The sequence below is a fragment of the Cryobacterium roopkundense genome (assembly GCF_014200405.1).
GTDB lineage: Bacteria > Actinomycetota > Actinomycetes > Actinomycetales > Microbacteriaceae > Cryobacterium > Cryobacterium roopkundense.
Genome location: NZ_JACHBQ010000001.1, coordinates 1,286,728 through 1,302,660, shown reverse-complemented (window position 1 = coordinate 1,302,660; position 15,933 = coordinate 1,286,728). Strand labels below are relative to the sequence as shown.

Annotated in this window: 16 protein-coding genes; 7 read left to right on the top strand and 9 right to left on the bottom strand. The window is 65.4% G+C overall.

Annotated features, from left to right (window positions below; all coding sequences use genetic code 11):
• Positions 1 to 103 precede the first annotated feature (103 nt).
• The 4 genes from BJ997_RS06130 to BJ997_RS06115 form a co-directional block, all read right to left on the bottom strand.
• Complete coding sequence (locus tag BJ997_RS06130) at positions 104 to 1,117, bottom strand: ABC transporter substrate-binding protein (RefSeq protein ID WP_035838852.1); 1,014 nt, start codon at positions 1,115 to 1,117, stop codon at positions 104 to 106.
• Positions 1,114 to 1,923, bottom strand: a complete 810-nt coding sequence (locus BJ997_RS06125; RefSeq protein WP_035838855.1) for an ABC transporter ATP-binding protein — start codon at positions 1,921 to 1,923, stop codon at positions 1,114 to 1,116. Before BJ997_RS06125 ends, BJ997_RS06130 begins: the two co-directional genes overlap by 4 nt.
• Complete coding sequence (locus tag BJ997_RS06120; protein WP_084141573.1) at positions 1,920 to 3,023, bottom strand: FecCD family ABC transporter permease; 1,104 nt, start codon at positions 3,021 to 3,023, stop codon at positions 1,920 to 1,922. Before BJ997_RS06120 ends, BJ997_RS06125 begins: the two co-directional genes overlap by 4 nt.
• Positions 3,024 to 3,184: 161 nt before the next feature.
• The gene (locus tag BJ997_RS06115) at positions 3,185 to 3,820 is read right to left on the bottom strand and encodes a hypothetical protein (protein ID WP_035838858.1); all 636 of its coding nucleotides are present in this window, start codon (positions 3,818 to 3,820) and stop codon (positions 3,185 to 3,187) included.
• Positions 3,821 to 4,099: 279 nt separating this feature from the next.
• On the opposite strand from BJ997_RS06115, the gene BJ997_RS06110 reads away from it, so the two are divergent.
• From BJ997_RS06110 to BJ997_RS06095, 4 genes are all read left to right on the top strand, one after another.
• Entirely contained in the window at positions 4,100 to 4,594 is a 495-nt protein-coding gene (locus BJ997_RS06110) for a hypothetical protein (protein WP_035838861.1), read from the top strand.
• The gene (locus BJ997_RS06105; protein WP_035838864.1) at positions 4,594 to 5,610 is read left to right on the top strand and encodes an MAB_1171c family putative transporter; all 1,017 of its coding nucleotides are present in this window, start codon (positions 4,594 to 4,596) and stop codon (positions 5,608 to 5,610) included. Before BJ997_RS06110 ends, BJ997_RS06105 begins: the two co-directional genes overlap by 1 nt.
• Before the next feature lie 39 nt (positions 5,611 to 5,649).
• A complete protein-coding gene (locus BJ997_RS06100) occupies positions 5,650 to 6,096 on the top strand; it encodes a hypothetical protein (RefSeq protein ID WP_052542571.1) in 447 nt (148 codons plus the stop codon).
• Positions 6,097 to 6,294: 198 nt separating this feature from the next.
• Positions 6,295 to 9,624 carry a glucodextranase DOMON-like domain-containing protein gene (locus BJ997_RS06095; RefSeq protein ID WP_160175907.1) on the top strand — a complete coding sequence of 1,110 codons (3,330 nt, stop codon included), beginning with the start codon at positions 6,295 to 6,297 and terminating at the stop codon, positions 9,622 to 9,624.
• Positions 9,625 to 9,782: 158 nt separating this feature from the next.
• On the opposite strand, the gene BJ997_RS06090 is transcribed toward BJ997_RS06095, so the two are convergent.
• From BJ997_RS06090 to BJ997_RS06080, 3 genes are all read right to left on the bottom strand, one after another.
• Positions 9,783 to 11,174, bottom strand: a complete 1,392-nt coding sequence (locus BJ997_RS06090) for an IS1380 family transposase (protein ID WP_035841060.1) — start codon at positions 11,172 to 11,174, stop codon at positions 9,783 to 9,785.
• A 120-nt stretch (positions 11,175 to 11,294) separates the two neighbouring features.
• On the bottom strand, positions 11,295 to 11,621 hold the full coding sequence (locus BJ997_RS06085; protein ID WP_035840604.1) for an antibiotic biosynthesis monooxygenase family protein: 327 nt from the start codon (positions 11,619 to 11,621) through the stop codon (positions 11,295 to 11,297).
• 69 nt (positions 11,622 to 11,690) lie between these two features.
• Positions 11,691 to 12,665, bottom strand: coding sequence for an NAD(P)-dependent alcohol dehydrogenase (locus tag BJ997_RS06080; protein ID WP_201771761.1), 975 nt, complete (start codon positions 12,663 to 12,665; stop codon positions 11,691 to 11,693).
• A gap of 43 nt (positions 12,666 to 12,708) precedes the next feature.
• On the opposite strand from BJ997_RS06080, the gene BJ997_RS06075 reads away from it, so the two are divergent.
• Positions 12,709 to 13,371: a histidine phosphatase family protein gene (locus tag BJ997_RS06075; protein ID WP_035840613.1), complete on the top strand. Its 663-nt coding sequence runs from the start codon at positions 12,709 to 12,711 to the stop codon at positions 13,369 to 13,371.
• A 32-nt stretch (positions 13,372 to 13,403) separates the two neighbouring features.
• Entirely contained in the window at positions 13,404 to 13,697 is a 294-nt protein-coding gene (locus BJ997_RS06070; protein ID WP_035840600.1) for a putative quinol monooxygenase, read from the top strand.
• A gap of 86 nt (positions 13,698 to 13,783) precedes the next feature.
• Here BJ997_RS06070 and BJ997_RS06065 read toward each other — a convergent pair whose 3' ends face one another.
• Complete coding sequence (locus BJ997_RS06065; protein WP_035840610.1) at positions 13,784 to 14,101, bottom strand: MmcQ/YjbR family DNA-binding protein; 318 nt, start codon at positions 14,099 to 14,101, stop codon at positions 13,784 to 13,786.
• Between the two features lie 9 nt (positions 14,102 to 14,110).
• Positions 14,111 to 15,109, bottom strand: coding sequence for an LLM class flavin-dependent oxidoreductase (locus BJ997_RS06060; protein ID WP_035840597.1), 999 nt, complete (start codon positions 15,107 to 15,109; stop codon positions 14,111 to 14,113).
• A 177-nt stretch (positions 15,110 to 15,286) separates the two neighbouring features.
• Between BJ997_RS06060 and BJ997_RS06055 the strand changes: the two genes are divergently transcribed.
• Positions 15,287 to 15,844: a flavin reductase family protein gene (locus tag BJ997_RS06055; protein ID WP_052542806.1), complete on the top strand. Its 558-nt coding sequence runs from the start codon at positions 15,287 to 15,289 to the stop codon at positions 15,842 to 15,844.
• Positions 15,845 to 15,933: the final 89 nt, after the last annotated feature.

Here is a 15,933-nt window from a genome sequence, read left to right as displayed (position 1 = left end):
CAGGAAATGTGCGGCCCAGCGCATCTACTGACCCGCAGTTCGGCGGGACCGGCCGGGTCGCGGTGTCACGTTCCTGAATTGGCCACAGACTATCGTCGAGCGGCTAGAAGGCGGCCGGGTAGAGTTCGGCGGCGAGCTGCTGCACCACGCGAATGTTTCCGAGAGTGCCAGGAAACACGTCAGAGGCGCTGATCGCGATCAGCCGGTCGTTCTGCACGGCGGCCAGGTTCGGGAATGTGGCCCGCAGGTACGCCTCGGTCTCGAGGGCCTGCTCCTCGGTGCTCACGGCGAACACGATGGCCTCTGGGTTGGCTGCGGCGAGGGATTCCGGCGAGATGCTCGCGGCGAAGAAATCGGCGAAGGCCGCATCGGTGGGCGAGTACACGTTGTCGCCGCCTGCGCGGAGGATCATGTCGTATTCGACGCCGGCGCCGATCGCGGAGAGCGATGTGCCATCGACGAACAGCTGGGCGACGCTCAGCCGGGGCTCGACTGCGATGGCGGTTTCGACTGCGGCGAGCTGGGCACGGCCCTCGTCGATCAGGGCCGTCGCGTCGTTCGGCACGTCGAAGATGCGCCCGAGGTTGTCGATGTCCGTGAAGATGTCGTCAACTGTTCCCGCATTGCGGCGCTCCAGGCAGCCGCCGGTCGCCGTGTAGGCGTTTACGCCGGCCTGGTCGAGCTGGGCGATGCTCGCGAAGCCCTGCTCCGCGGTGAACTCGTAGCCCGTAGGTGAATAGACGAAGTCTGGTTCGGCGCTCAGCAGCACTTCCCGGGTAGGCGGCGCATCCTCGCTCAACACCGGAATGTCCGAGGCCTGAGCTGCCACGTCAGCGGGCAGGTCGGCCGTTGCCACCTGCGCCTGGCCCACGAGGCTGTCGGCCAGGCCGAGGCGCAGCAACAGCTCGGTCTGTGACGGACTGAGTCCCACAGCGGATGTCGGTACCCCGGCGAACTCGAGGGTACGGCCACAATTCTCAATCGCCACGGTGGCGCCGGACCCGCTCGTCTGAGCGGGCGAAGCCCCGACTGCGGTGCCGCAGGCGCCGAGGAGTAGCACCAGTCCGGTGGCGCCCGCCGTGGCGGCGAAGGTGCGAGTGAGGATACGAGTCATCATTGCTGAACTACCTTTTCGTTTTCGGGTGAGGGGTGGGGAGAACGGTGTGAGCTGTAGGCGATGAGGAGCTGCCCGGTTTCGGGGTGGCGCATGCGGTGCGAACGCACGCCGAAGACGTCGCCTATGAGTTCGGTCGTCAGCACGTCTTCCGGGCATCCGAACGCAACGACGCGGCCGGACTGCATGACGGCGATTTCGTGACAGTGCGCGATCGCGAGGTTGAGATCATGCAGGGCCGCGATCGTGGTGAGTCCGAGGCTCGAGATGATGTGCATCAACTCGAGCTGAAACGCGATGTCCAGGTGGTTTGTCGGTTCGTCGAGAACGAGTACCCGGCTCTGCTGCACGAGCGCCCTGGCCAGCAACACCCTCTGCTTTTCCCCGCCGGACAGCCCGGAGAAGGCGCGCGCGGCGACGTCAAGGGATCCGACATCCGTCAGCGCCCGTTCGGCCAGGCGCAGGTCCTGCTCGGTATCGGCACCGAATCCCCTTCGGTGCGGCACCCGGCCCAGCAAAACGACGTCGAGCACGTCGAGGTCGAATTCCGATTCGGATTCCTGGGCCATCACGGCCACGTTTCTGGCGACCGTTCGCAGCGGCATGGTCCAGACGTCGTCGCCATCGAGCAGCACGGCGCCGCTTGTAGGCCTCGTCACTCGATAGAGACTCCTGAGGAGCGTCGATTTTCCGCTGCCGTTGGCGCCGAGGATTCCCACGGTGTGTCCAGGCTCGATCCGAAGGTTCGCCTCACGGATGACGGGCGTGCCGCCGAGGGCGATGCTCACGCGGTCGAAGACGACTCTCATCGGTTCAGCCCCGCTCGGCCGGCACGTTTTCGGCGCATCAGCCACAGGAAGAATGGTGCTCCGACCAGGGCAGTCAGGATGCCGAGTGGGATCTCGGTGGGGGCGGCCACCGTGCGGGCAAGGAGATCAGCCAACGCCAGGAACAGGCCGCCCGCGAGCACCGCGGCCGGCAGCATCCGTCGATGGTCGCTGCCCACCAGAATGCGGCACACATGGGGAATCACCAGACCGACAAACCCGATCCCACCGGCGACCGACACGATCGTGCCGGTCAGCAGTGCGGTGGCCACGAGGAGCCCGCCTCGGAGGCGCTGCACAGAGACGCCGAGCGAGGTGGCCGCTTCGTCTCCCATCAGCAGAGCGTTGAGCGATCGACCTTGCGTGAGCGCGAGCAGGAGCACGACGGCCAGCACGACGGCCGGAGCGGCGAGCTGGTTCATGGTGACGGCGGAGACGCTCCCGAGCAGGAAGAACAGCACGCTGAACACATTCTGGGCGTCCGTCGTGATGGTGAGGTAGCTCGTGATCGCGCTGAAGAGCGAGCCTAGGGCGACTCCCGCGAGGATGAGCCTGGTGGGTGAGATGGCGCCGCGTTGTCGGGCAAACAGGTACACGGCGGTCGTCGCCACGAGCGCGCCGCCGAAGGCTGCGGCCTGCAGGGTAAGCCCACCGACGACGGCGGAGCCGAGCACGATCACGAGTACGGCTCCGACGCCGGCTCCGGCGGAGACCCCCAGAATGTACGGCTCGGCGAGCGGGTTGCGCACCACAGCTTGCATGAGAGTGCCGGCGAGGGCGAGGCCGCCCCCGGCGAGCAGAGCCATCAACACTCGGGGCAGTCGAAACTGCCACACGGCCTGGTCCTGCAGCAGGGTGATCGATCCGTCAAGCATCCAGGGCATGTTGGGCACCAGATGGCCGACGATGATTCGCAGCGCCTCTGACGGCGACACGTCGACGGGTCCGGTGCCGCTCGACACGAGAACTGTCACCACGATGAGCAGACCCAGAATCAGGCGGAGTCCGAGAGACCCGAGTGCACCCTGACGGCGGACCGCCGCACGGCGAGCGGGGCGAGGAACAAGGAGAGCGCGGGTCATGCGAGGGAATCAAGCGGCAGCAACATGCCTTAATCATAATAATTCTCAATAAGAAGCGCGAATGCGTCTCCCCCAAGCCGGACGCCCACGACTGCCAGTTCACAGCCTGAGCCGTCCGCGCATTCTGCCACCGACGGAGCCGCCTACCCTCGGCAGTACACCTAGCGGGACCAGGCAGCGCGGTGGCGCTCCGCGACCCTGGCGGCGCGAGCAACCGCTCCACCTGGTTCGCCGGACAAAACCCAGCCGGTCTCGAAGCGCGCCCCGCAGGCCGCCCGTGCGCTGCGCTCCTCCGGCAGCAGATTGCCCTGGAGGGTCTCCGCGTCCACGGCACGCGCGCCACCGCGATCGAAGATCCACACTCTCGTGGTCGACTCGGATTCAGAAGGAGCCTCGTCGCCCCCCTGTGCGGAGCAGACCTGCACCATCAGAGTGTCGCCTGACTCAATGATGCGCAGCGCCTCCAGGACCACCCGTCGATGCGTGGTCACCAGATTGCCGAGCTCGTCCGTGATGACCTCGAGGGACATTCGGGGATTGTGCCAGCTGTCGAAGGTCATCACGGCGCGCTGGTTCGCATCCGCCGTGAGCATCCGTCGAAGCCAGCGGCGCACAAAATCGTCGTCACTCTGATCCTGTCGCGCCGCTTCCACCGGGCGGGCCCGTGGCGGCCGGCTGGGCAGAATGTTGCCGAGTCGGCGTGCGACGCGCTCGATCCTGGCCGGCAGCCTGCCCTGCGGGGCGGTGGTCTCCCCCGAGACACACCGCCCGCACAGGTTCCATGTGGAGTCGGACATTCGCTCGATCAACGGTCGGTTGCACCTCGCGCACAGCGCGGGGGCACGTCCCCCCGGAAGACGACCCTGATCCAGTAAAGCCACGACTGCTCCTCCCCCAAGGTTCACATTAGACATGTCTATCTTAGCGTTGCGCGACGAATGTCGCGTGCCGCTGCGTAACATTCGCTCGGCTGTCGTTCTCAAGAGCCGCCTGAACGCGGTACCTTAGACCTTTGTGACGCCCACGCGCTACTCCCGCAACCGGGGGCGGGCGATTGCGTCAGTTGGGGGGAGCACGTGAACTACGAGCGACGCACGGAGCGGGCACGTGAGTTGGTGGCGGATCTCGCCCTCCCACGCCCGCTGACCGCCGAGACGCTCCACGCCCACATGGAGTTCCTACGCGGCAAACGCATCGTCATGCAGGCCGCCACACCCCGCATGCTCGAAATCGGCGTCTGTGGTCTCTGGCTCGAGGTGGCCGGCGAAAGCTTTGAGCGTATCCACTACGCGCCCACCGAATCTGCCGTGCACAGACAACAGTTCATCAACCACGAGTTCGGCCACATGATTCTGAACCAAGACAAAGAGCTGTTGTCCGCAGAACGCGTGGCACTCCTGGCACCGCTGATTCCCCTCGACGCCATCGCTCATGCCCTGGCTCGAAGCCAGTTCAGCCAGGATCAAGAAGCGATGGCCGAAGCCATCGGCGATAGGCTGGCCCTGCTCATGCTCGAGGACGGCCCGGCGGCCGTTCGGGGCCCCCGAACCGGATTTGGGCGGGTGCTGTAGTGCAGACGATCCTCTTCACACTGTCCGCAGTGTTCTGGATTGCCGCCGCATTCTGCATTCCGTCGGCCATCCGCGGACAGCGACGCCCCCTCCTGTTGTTCCTAATCGTCTTTGCCCTCACGATGACCCTGATGCCGCAGCCGGTCTACCGTCCGGTGGATGCGCTTCTCGGCAACGGCAACGTGACCTATTTCATCTTTCACGCACTCACCATCGTGGCCGTCGCCCTCCTTGACGTGATCGTTCAAGAAGCCAAGGCACCCAACGGCTTGACTCGCGCTCGAAAACGGGCCACCGTTCTGGTCACCGGGGCGATCATCATCGCGCAGGCTGTGCTGTTCTTCGGGAGCGACTGGCGGGTGACCGACGACATTTCCGCGTCGTTCATACCCCGCTGGGATTTCACAGCCTATGCGGCCACGACGTGGATCGCCCTGGGAATTTTCGCTGTTTCCCTCGCCCTCGCCTGCCTGTCGGACATACGCCAGCAGCGACGGACCGTCACGCGAATTTCCCTCGCCATGATGATTTTTGGATGCGTTGGAGTGCTCACCTATGCGGTCGTGAGCCTCGTGAGCGCTGTCCTGGCCGTTCTCTACGCCGACTTCCTCCTCGTGGGCTGGGGGCGTATCGCCTACACCCTGTCCCTGCTCATCGCCCCGATCGCTCTCGTTGTCGGCCTCGGGCTCACGGCCGCCGTGGACGCGGTGGCCTCAGGCGTCAAGAATGCCCGTGACCGCAGGTTGCTCTGGCGCATCACACCACTGTGGAGTCGCCTGATCGCGGACAGCCCCGAACTCAGCCTCGAACGCCGTCTCACCGCGATGCAGCTCCTCCTCACTCGCAAGCCGGGGCCGCACCTCTATCGACGCCACGTGGAGATCAGGGACAGCCTGCTGCTTCGCCCGGGCCAGCCCGTGTCGCCGGCAGAACGGCTGCTCATGGCGCACGTCGAACGACAGACGCTGGCGCGCACCGGCGCGAAGCCCGCAGCACCGACTGCCACGCTCGTCTGACCTGTGAACGGTCAGCCTGAGGGATGGGACAATGGAGGCATGACTGAAGGTCCGGGCGCCGGCGAACACCCCCCGGTTAGCCCGCAGGTGGAGCTGGCAAGAAAAATCAATCTCCTGCTCGACGTCGTCGTGGCCGAAGGCAATGCGCCGTACACCTACAAACAGATCGAGAAGGGACTGGAAGACAAGGGAATTCCCCTTTCTCGGGCACGGTGGGCGTACATGATCACCGGTGAAGGCCCCCTTGTCACAGACGAGGCCCTGTTGACCGGAATCGCCGAATTCTTCCGCATCCCACCGGAGTATCTGCTGGGCTCGGAGGGCGACCTGCCCGAACGCGTGGACTCCCAACTGGCCTTCGTGAAGAGCCTGAGGGCCAAGCGCGTCGTCAGTTTCGCGGCGCGCATGCTGGGCGACGTATCACCCGAGATTCTGCGTTCGATCACCGAGCTCATTGAAAAGGACGCTCCCCCGCGCCAGCCCTAAGCGCGGCGCCCATAGCGCCGCCCCGGCGGCGGCACGGGGCTGCGGGTGAACCACCCGATGTCGTTACTCAGCCATGATGACCCCTGGTTCGCGCCCTCGTGGGAGTGACGCCGACCCTCCGCGGCTCGCGCGGATGGGGCGTTGACCGGCTCGATTGCTCGCCCTAAGGTTCGAGTGGCCAACCTGAGGAGACACACCGTGACGCGACCGCGCTTTCTCCTGCCCTCGTTCCTCGTGGTGCTTACGTTGTTGGCACTCCCCACAGGGTGCGCGGCATCAGCCAGGACGGCCTCAACTGTGGAAGCTGCAGGTTCTCCCGGGGCTGTCAGCCATCAGGGCCAGTCCCGCAAGGACTGCATCGGCACGGCCCGCAACGCCACATCAAAGATTTGGTTCACGGTCGCCAATGGCATTCTCTCCGATGTCTACGCCCCCACGGTGGATGCAACCAACGTGGAAACCATGCAGTACATCGTCACCGATGGAACGAGTTTCACCGACCTGCAGAGCCGGGACATGACCTACACGGTGTCTGCGGATGCCACGGGCATGGTCTGCACCGTGACCTCGACCGCCAAGAGTGGTGCGTACCGTCTCGTGAACCGCTACTTCACCGATTCGCTCCGGGATAGCGTGGTCGTGCGCACCAGGTTCGTGCCGCTCTCTGCCGACGCGAAGAAGAACCCGGGCAGGTTCAAGCTCTTCGTGCGGCTCGACGCGAACGCAGGTGGCAACGGCGGCGGTGGCTCGGCAAACGGCGGGGCCGATTCTGCAGTCATCGATACCTCGACCTCGACCGGTGTGCCGGTCTCCTTCGACACCGCAACAGAAAGTCAGGCCGACCGCTCCGCATATGCTGTGCCGTCCTTCCTGGCCTTGACGGCCAACAAGGCTTTCGACGGAATCGGCAGCGGATTCGTCGGATCCCCGAGCGATGGTCTCGTGCAACTCGATTCCACGCATGGCCTCACCGCGACAGGCACGACAGCGACGGGCGGCAACGTGGCGCAAACTGTGGGTGTGCAGCGCGATGCGTCCAACCACGCCACGCTCGTGCTGGGCTTCGGCACGACCCAGGCGTCGGCGGTGAAGACAGCACGCGCCACGGCGGGTACGCCTCTGGCGCGCATGCAGGCCAGTTACATCGCGGGCTGGGCGAGCTACGATCGCGGCCTGATCGCACCGGCTCTGTCGGCCACCGGGCTCACACCCGCCGAAACAGCAACGGCCGGGCGAAGCTACTATCGCGCCGCGAATGTCGTGAAGGCCTCCGAGGACAAGACCTATCCGGGAGCGATCGTGGCAGGCGTCAACGCCCCGTGGGGGCAGTCCATCCCGGCCAACGATCCAAGCAACCTCTTCGTGGCCGGATACCGCGAAGTGTTTGCCCGCGACCTCTACGAGGCGTGGACAGCCCTGTACACCGCCGGAGACATCGCGACAGCCCGCGACACCGTGCGCTATCTGCTGCTGTCGAGCCAGCAAGCGAACGGGTCACAGCCGCGCAATTCACTCCTCGACGGCACGAAGGCAGCGGACGCTTTCAACGACCAGCTCGACGAAACAGCGTATCCACTGCTGATGGCCCTCCAGTCTGGGCTCGCGGACGACGACGACCTCTGGCCACACGTGAAGCTCGCGGCGAATTTTCTGATCAGTCGCGGGCCGAGCTTCGGTGTGGAGCGCTGGGAGGAGCAACCCGGCTACTCCCCCTCCACAATCGCCGCCGAGATCGCGGGGTTGGTCGCCGCAGCGGCGATCGCAGACCGGCACGATGACCCGGCCAGCGCCGCGGTGTGGCGCGCGACGGCGGACCAGTATCAGCGTTCCATCACCTCATGGGGCGTCACCACGACCGGCCCGCTGTCCAGCTCGCCGTATTTCATCCGACTGTCCAAGACCGGGGATCCGAACGCTGCGATCAGCTACAACGTGGGTAACGGCGGGCCGACACTCGACCAGCGCGCAATCGTGGACGCCGGTTTTCTCGAATATGTGCGTCTGGGAATACTTCCCGCGACCGACCAGGTCATCCTCGATTCCCTCGTGGTCACAGACGCGACGCTGCAACGAGCCACCGCCAGCGGGCCCGGCTGGCTGCGCTATAACGGCGACGGCTACGGAGATTGCTTCGTGGGCGTGGCGACGAATTGCTCCGTGACGGGAGCCCCCTGGACGAACAATTTCTCTGGGCTCGGCCACCCATGGCCGGTGCTCGGCGTCGAACGCGCACAGCAGTATCTCGCGCAGGGGCAGTCCGACGAGGCGGCTGCCCAGCTCGTGGCGATCAACACGATGACGTCCGGTCCTGGGCTCGTGCCCGAACAGGTCTGGGACCAGCCCGACGTGCCCGCGTCACCCTTCGGCAGTGATCCGGCCACCGCATCGATCGGCTTCGTGAACGGTCAGTCGGTGGGGTCGGCGTCTCCCCTCACGTGGGCGTCTGCCGCGCAGGTGCGCCTCACCGCCGCCGTCGGTGCCGGCACGTCGCTGGAGCAGCCTGCCGAAGTTCTCGACCGCTACGTGACCCACACGCAGGGCACGACCCCGTTGACCGTGACAACGCCCGCAGACAGCGCGGAGGCCGAGGCGACAACGACAGTATCGGGCACCGCCGAGCCGGGCGCCGCCATCGCCATCGCGCGGGTTGCCATCGACGACGACAGCCAGACGGCGACGGCGTACGGCACAGCGGATGCCTCCGGCGCGTTCACTCTGAACCTCGCGTCGGCCTTCGGAACCAACGTGCTCGTGATCACGAGTACCGCGGCCGGAGGCGGCACTGCGCAGGTGATGCGCACGATCGTCAGCGACGCCATCGACGGCGCGCTGATCTTCAGCCATGAAGACCCGCTGGGCGACGACAACGGACCCGGTAACTACGCCTATCCCACGTCAGGCGATTTTACGGCGGGCGCGTTCGACCTGACGGGCTTCGACGTCTACGACACCGGCTCGAGCGTGACTTTCCGGGTGACGACGCGGGACCTGACCCCCACGTTCGGCTCATCGAACGGCGCGCAGCTCCTCGATGTGTACGTGCGCGACCCGGCCGCGACATCCGATTCGACGGCGGCCTCCTATCCCGGCCTGAACTACGAGGTCGCCGAGCCTTGGAGCAAGCTGGTCGAGGTGCAGGGTTTCGGCAACAATCTCTTCCTGGATTCCGCAGGCCGCAGCGTCGGTTCGGTCGCCGTGCGAGCGAACTCTGCCGCGGGCTTTGTCACCTTCCGAGTGAACAAGGCAGCGCTCGGCGGTCTGCCCACGAGCGGATGGGGCTTCGCCGTGGCACTAACCGGGCAGGACGGCACGCATGGCTCCGACCAGACTCGTGGATTCACCAACACGCCCGGGGCATACACCTTCGGCGTCTGCGCCTCGGCGCAGGCGAATGCCCTGTGCTCCGCCGACCCAAATTCGGTGCCAAAGATAATGGACGCCCTCACTCCGCACGGCGTCGCACAGTCCGACGTACTCGACTACACGGCGCGCGATACTGTGACGCTCCCGGCAGTGGTGATCCCGTAGCCCCCGTGGGGTCTAAACCTGAATCCACCGGTCGACCTCTGATCGGATCCTGATTTCGTTTCGGCGAGCTTTCGGAGTTTCGGGCGTGGTTGTGGTCCGGGTCTCGCGGCCCGGGTGTTCCACTGGTGCTCCTGTTGATGTCGGTGTCGGCTGGTTGGTCAGGTGGGGGCGGGTTGTTGGGGCCGGAAGTTCTTTGTGAACAGGGCCGTCCAGGGTTTCTCCCAAGGCCAGTGTTCGGGCAGGTGCAATGTCACGCGCCGCGCCGAGGTTGAGATTCGTGCGGGGACGCTGACAAGTTTCCGGCGGATCGTTGCGGTGGTCGATCGGCTGAGACCGTTTCCCGCGATCGTCGCGGCGGCGCGGGTGAGGTTAAACGCCATGACGGCCATGACCAGCCAGGCGGCGTTGGCGGTGAATACACCGGAGGGTAGGTGCGCCAGGGCGCTGCTTTTGAGGTCGGAATTCACGAGCTCGATCGCCGCGTGGGCGCGGTGGGTTTTGTCGGCGGTGACGGTGTCGAGGGTGCTGGTGGTGAAAAAGGCGTGGAATCGGTGGGTGTCGAACAGGGTTGGCTGGTCGAGGTTTTTCTTGTTCAGTTCCGGGATCCGCCGCACGGCCAAGCGCCCGGTGATGTGCTCGCTCTTCTTGCGCGAGGTGAACGCGGTGAACGGGACCTCGGCGACTTCGGCGTTACTGATCCATGTTTTGCTGCCTTCGTCATAGATGGCGTTGGTGTATTCAATTGCGGTCCAGGCAGCGCCGGGGATCGTTCCGATCGCTCGTTTGATGGCGGGGTCCATCCGGGCAGTGACCGAAACGTCGGCGCCGGCTTTGAGGGCTGCGCTGATGGAGGCGTGCCCGTAGAACGCTGAGTCGGCACGAAAGAGCACGCGTGCTTTTCCCGCTCCGCGGAGCCGTTTGATCGTGGCGAGGGCGTCACGGATCAGACGGGCCGCGCCGCGCGGTGATCCGCAGGCACCGCGCCGGAGTCGCTGGCCGATGATGATCGGCGCCGATACGTCCGTCTTGACTGTCGCGAGGATCGCGTTGAGGCCGCGCACCCCGGAGTACCCGTAGCCGGAGCCTTCCTTCTGGTGGCCGTGAACTTCGATGATGGTGTCGTCGACGTCGAGGAACATGTAGCCGTCGGTGTCGTGCACGAGCAACGGAGTTTCCGCGGCCAGGCCCCGCACGAAGCGGGAAGCGACGGCGTCGAGCTGCCGGACGTGACCGAACGTGAACGCGCGCAGAAACGACCCCAACGTTGACGGCGCGTAGCAGTTGCTGAAGATTTTCCGCATGCCGCCGTGACGAAGAATGGCGAGGTCGTCGATGGAGTCCGCGCCGGCGACCATGCCGCCGACCAGAGACGTGACTTTCAGACCGGCGTTGGCGCCCTTGTCGGTGGGGACGCTCAGCCACTGATCGGCCAAGGTCGCCAACCCCGCACGGGCGGCTAATTTCATGATCGGGACCAAGCCCGCCGACGACACGAGATTCGGGTCGGTGAATGATGCAGAAACGGCGCGGTTGGTGTGGGAAACTTGCATCTACGAGATGCTCCTCTGGTTGGTAAATCTGAACTCTTGACAAGTCCTAATTTACCTGATCAGATGGGCACTCTCGGTTTAACGCGCCGTCAGATCTCGATCCCGATCGGTGGATTCAGGCTAAACGGTGGAGCCACCCGCGATCGCGTAAGACCACAGCTCGCTGCTCATGCCCACGGGCTTGGCGGCAGGTTCGCCTTCCTTGGGCGCCTCGCTGCGGTGGCCGTGTCCGAACGCGGGCGAGGATACCCAGGCCTGGAAGGACTCTTCGTCGGCCCAGCGCGTGACGACCAGCCAGGTCGTGCGATCATCTGTGGGCTTGAGCAGCTCGAAACCCTCGAAACCGGCGCTCCCGTCGACGGCGCCGGCACGCGCGGCGAAGCGGTGAGCGAGGGCGTCGCCACTGTCATCGGCCACGGTGATTGCGTTAATCTTGATGATCGTCATCGGTCTTCTCTCTCTTGGGCTGGGCGGGGAACGTACCTGTGCACCCATGGTCGCACTGTCTGCTGGGACTCACCCTTCGCGGATGCGGATGACGACGTTGCCAACCTTCGTCCCCGTTTCGACGTAGTCGAAAGCCGCGACGATGTCGTCGAGGGGGTACGTTCTGTCGATGACCGGCCGGAACTTTCCTGACTTCATGAGATCACTGAGAAGCAGTACGTCTTCCTTCCTGTCGAAGGGTATTGGAAACATCACCCGCTTTCGACGGAATAGGGGCGTGGTCAGGGCAAGAATGGGATTCTGTGCGAGGAAGCCCAGGTCAGATGACAGATAGATTCCTCGGGGTTTGAGGAGGGCCCTGCAACGCCGGAATGAACTCTTGCCGACAGCGTCGATGATCACATCGAAGGCGTCATCGATGTCCGTGAAATCTTCCCGCAGGTAGTCGATGATTCGATCGGCCCCCAGTGACTGCACAAGGCCGACGTTCTTCGTGTCGCACACAGCCGTGACGTTGGCGCCGGCATCCTTGAGCAATTGCACGGCTGCGGAACCGATAGCCCCCGTCGAACCGTTCACGAGCACCCTCTGCCCAGCCCCGATCCGGGCGGCGCGGATGAGGTTCACGGCGTAGTGGGCGCCCTCGGCGCCGGGAGCGGCCTCCTCATATGACATGTTCGCCGGTATCACCGCCACAAGTCCCCGTTCCCGCACGGTCTTGGCCTCCGCATGGCCGCCGAAGTTCGCGCCGTCGTAGCCGAAGACTCGGTCGCCCACCCTGAAGGTGCTCACCGTCGCGCCGATGGCCTCCACCCGCCCGGCGAATTCGTTGCCGAGGATCTGTTTCTTGGGCTTGGTCAGTCCGCTGAAGAGTCGAACGATCCGCGGACTGCCACGGAGGAATCCCTCGTCGGTGCGGTTGGCGGTCGAGGCGAAGACCGTCACCAGGAGTTCGTCGTCCCGCGGCACGGGAGTCGGTGTTTCCACGAGTCGGAGAACGCTGGGGGGTCCATATCTCGTGTGCGCGGCTGCCCTCATGCGCATGATGTTACCTCCGAAGATTTTCGATGCCTATGCTGGAGTGAACATGCGACTCTTTCTGATCCGCCACGGCCAGACTCCCGCCAACGTTCTCGGCCAGCTCGACACGGCCCACCCCGGCCCCGGCCTGACCGATCTCGGCGCCCGTCAGGCATCCGTCATCCCCGATGCGCTGCGCGCGGAGCCGATCGAAGCCATCTTCGCCTCGACGCTCGTTCGCACGCAGCTCACCGCCAGTCCGCTCGCGGCGGACCGCGGCCTGCAGATCCAGGTGGCGGACGGACTACACGAGATCGAGGCGGGGGCGCTGGAAGGACTGAGCGATCGCGCGTCCGTTCGCCGGTATCTCGAGACGATCTTCGCGTGGGGCGCCGGAGACCTGCGCACCACGATGCCCGGGGCCTTCGACGGTCACGCCTTCTTCAGACGTTTCGATGCCGACATCGAGACCGCCACGGCCAGCGTCGAGGCAGCCGTCGTCTTCAGCCACGGCGCCGCCATCCGGGTGTGGACCGCGGCCCGCACCGTCAATATGGCACCGAGTTTCGCCGTGAAGAACGACCTCGACAACACTGGCGTTGTGGAGCTGACCGGCTCACAACAGGCGGGCTGGACCCTCGTGTCGTGGGCTGGCATGCCCGTGGGCGGCGGGCAGCTCACCGACCACTCCTCTGACGACCCGATCACCGACCCCGGCGACCACCTGTAACCACCTGTAACCACAACCCGTTTGGAGCACACATGCCCATCACCGCAATCCTCGACATACATGTGAAAGCCGAGTCCCTCGCGACGGTGGCCACGGTACTGCGGGACACCCTCGCCGACACTCGCACTTTTGATGGATGCCTCGGCGTCGACGTTCTCATGGACACCGCAGACCCCACCCACTTCGTGCTCCTGGAAAAGTGGGCATCGCTCGAGCACGATGCGGCGTATCGCACCTGGCGCGCCGGACCCGGTGCGTCAGGCCTCGGAGCCATCCTCGCTGAGGCCCCAGTGCTCACGAAGTTCGAGACAGCCTCGGACATCTAGGCACTCTTCAGTGTCGGCGGGCGTGTCTCGATCACTCCTGCGTCGCGCCTCGACCAGCGCACCTATTTCGCGCGGGGCGCCTTCGGTCACACAAGGGCATGGCTGTCGCGGAGAAGTTGTTCCACGAGCTCGTCGGGAACGCTGCCGTCGAGCACGATAGTGATCCAGTGCTTCTTGTTGAGGTGATAGCCGGGCGTGATCTGCACGAATTCCTCACGCAACGCCCGGCCCTCCTCCGGATCGCACTTGAGCGATACCGTCAGCGGCTCTCCGGCCAGGGCGCTGAGCGCGAAAATCTTGCCGTTGCCGCTCGTCTTGAAGACGCTGGTTTCCTCACCGAACGGGAAGGTCTCGACCGCCTGCGGCAGACTCAGGCACAGGTCGACGAGGGCATCCGGAGTCATGCTTCGATGTTAGACCAGGGCACCGTTCATGGCCGCGGCAGTCAGCTCGACCGAGTGCAGGCGGTCGGCGATGTCGGTCGCTTGGTGCGCGAGGATCAGCTCGTCGGCCTTCGTGGTGACCGCGAGGTCCTCGAGGAACGCGCGCACCCCGGCGGGCGTTCCCACCGCCGAATACCGCATCATGTTCGCGATCTGCTGCCCTTGCGTGGTGGTGAGGAAGTTGTCGATCTGCTCGTCTGTGTAGTCCGGTGCGGCCGGACCGCGGGAGATCATGCCGCGCACTCGGGTGCGACGGATCGTCTCGAACTGCGCCACGGCATCCGCTGAGTCGTCGGCGGCGACCACATTGGCCGCCACGATCACGTGCGGCTTGTCGAGCTGCTCCGAGGGCGTGAAGTCACGGCGGTAGGTGGCGACGGCCTCAAACAGGGAATCGGGCGCGAAGTGCGACGCGAACGCGTACGGCAGGCCGAGCGCCGCGGCGAGCTGGGCGCCGAACAGGGACGAGCCGAGAATGTAGAGCGGTACGTTGGTGCCGCCACCGGGCACGGCCTGCACTCCGGCGACGATCGATTGACCCTTCAGGTACGCCTGCAGTTCCATCACGTCCTGCGGAAACTGGTCGCTCGCCCGCGGGTCGCGCCGCATGGCGCGCGCCGTGGTCTGGTCGCTGCCGGGGGCACGGCCGAGACCCAGGTCGATGCGACCGGGGTACAGTTCGCCGAGGGTGCCGAACTGCTCGGCGATCACGAGTGGCGAGTGGTTGGGCAGCATCACGCCGCCGGCGCCCAGACGGATGCTGCGGGTCTGGGCCGCGACATGGCCCACCAGTACCGCGGTGGCCGACGACGCGATCGTGGGCATGTTGTGGTGCTCGGCGTACCAGACACGGGTATAGCCGTGTTTTTCGGCCGTCTGGGCGAGCGCGACACTGGCCGCGAAGCTCTCCCGGGCGGTCTGTCCCGGTGCGATCGGGGCGAGGTCAAGGATGGACAGCGGAATCGTCATATCAGGTGCAACCGCTTCCCGCGCGAATCGTTACCCGATTGCCCGGAGCGCAATTTTATCTGCGCCGTTTTCGCTGACACACGGCGTCATGTCTTTTGCTCCACGACGCCGGGTGCGGTTTCGTGGCAGTAGCCGATCGATGACGTGATTCAGCAACCGAGTTTGGAAAGGCACCCCATGACCAGTCAGATCAACGCCCCGGTCGCCCCCGCCGACGTCTCCACCCTCGCCACCATGACTGAGACCGTGGAGGAATCCTTCATTAGAGCCTTCCGCAACCACCCGGGCGGGGTCGTGGTGATCACGGGCACAACGCCCGACGGCCAGCCGGTCGGGTTCACGGCCACCTCGCTCGCCTCGCTCTCGGCGTACCCGCCCCGGGCGACCTTCAACATCGCCCAGACCGCCTCCAGCTGGCCCGCCGTCGCCGAGGGTTCGCTGCTCGCGGTGCACTTCCTGGCCAAGGAGTCGCAGGGCCTCGCCCAGCGCTTCGCCGGCACAACGTCGGAGCGCTTCTCGGGTGACCACTGGTACGTGAACGACCTCGGCCTGCCCATCCTGCGCGACGCGATCGGCGTGCTCGTCACCCGGGTCAACCGGCAGGTGCCGATCGACCTCAACGCCCTGATCGTGCTCGACATCGAGGAGGGGCGCTTCAGCGAAAACCATGAGCCACTGCTCTACCACAAGCGCGCGTTCGGAACCGTGGCGGGTCCGCCCGAATACCTTATCTGACCCGGAGTGTTGCCTGTTCTCGTCCCTCCTGGCCTCGCGTATAAGTCCACGCGGGCCAGGTCCAATTGGGCTGGTTGTGCGGCACATGC

Coding starts and splice junctions, on each gene's coding strand:
- BJ997_RS06130 (WP_035838852.1), bottom strand. CDS start 1,117: ATGATGACTCGTATCCTCACTCGCACCTTCGCCGCCACGGCGGGCGCC.
- BJ997_RS06125 (WP_035838855.1), bottom strand. CDS start 1,923: ATGAGAGTCGTCTTCGACCGCGTGAGCATCGCCCTCGGCGGCACGCCC.
- BJ997_RS06120 (WP_084141573.1), bottom strand. CDS start 3,023: ATGACCCGCGCTCTCCTTGTTCCTCGCCCCGCTCGCCGTGCGGCGGTC.
- BJ997_RS06115 (WP_035838858.1), bottom strand. CDS start 3,820: ATGTCCGACTCCACATGGAACCTGTGCGGGCGGTGTGTCTCGGGGGAG.
- BJ997_RS06100 (WP_052542571.1), top strand. CDS start 5,650: ATGACTGAAGGTCCGGGCGCCGGCGAACACCCCCCGGTTAGCCCGCAG.
- BJ997_RS06090 (WP_035841060.1), bottom strand. CDS start 11,174: ATGCAAGTTTCCCACACCAACCGCGCCGTTTCTGCATCATTCACCGAC.
- BJ997_RS06085 (WP_035840604.1), bottom strand. CDS start 11,621: ATGACGATCATCAAGATTAACGCAATCACCGTGGCCGATGACAGTGGC.
- BJ997_RS06080 (WP_201771761.1), bottom strand. CDS start 12,665: ATGCGCATGAGGGCAGCCGCGCACACGAGATATGGACCCCCCAGCGTT.
- BJ997_RS06075 (WP_035840613.1), top strand. CDS start 12,709: ATGCGACTCTTTCTGATCCGCCACGGCCAGACTCCCGCCAACGTTCTC.
- BJ997_RS06070 (WP_035840600.1), top strand. CDS start 13,404: ATGCCCATCACCGCAATCCTCGACATACATGTGAAAGCCGAGTCCCTC.
- BJ997_RS06065 (WP_035840610.1), bottom strand. CDS start 14,101: ATGACTCCGGATGCCCTCGTCGACCTGTGCCTGAGTCTGCCGCAGGCG.
- BJ997_RS06060 (WP_035840597.1), bottom strand. CDS start 15,109: ATGACGATTCCGCTGTCCATCCTTGACCTCGCCCCGATCGCACCGGGA.
- BJ997_RS06055 (WP_052542806.1), top strand. CDS start 15,287: ATGACCAGTCAGATCAACGCCCCGGTCGCCCCCGCCGACGTCTCCACC.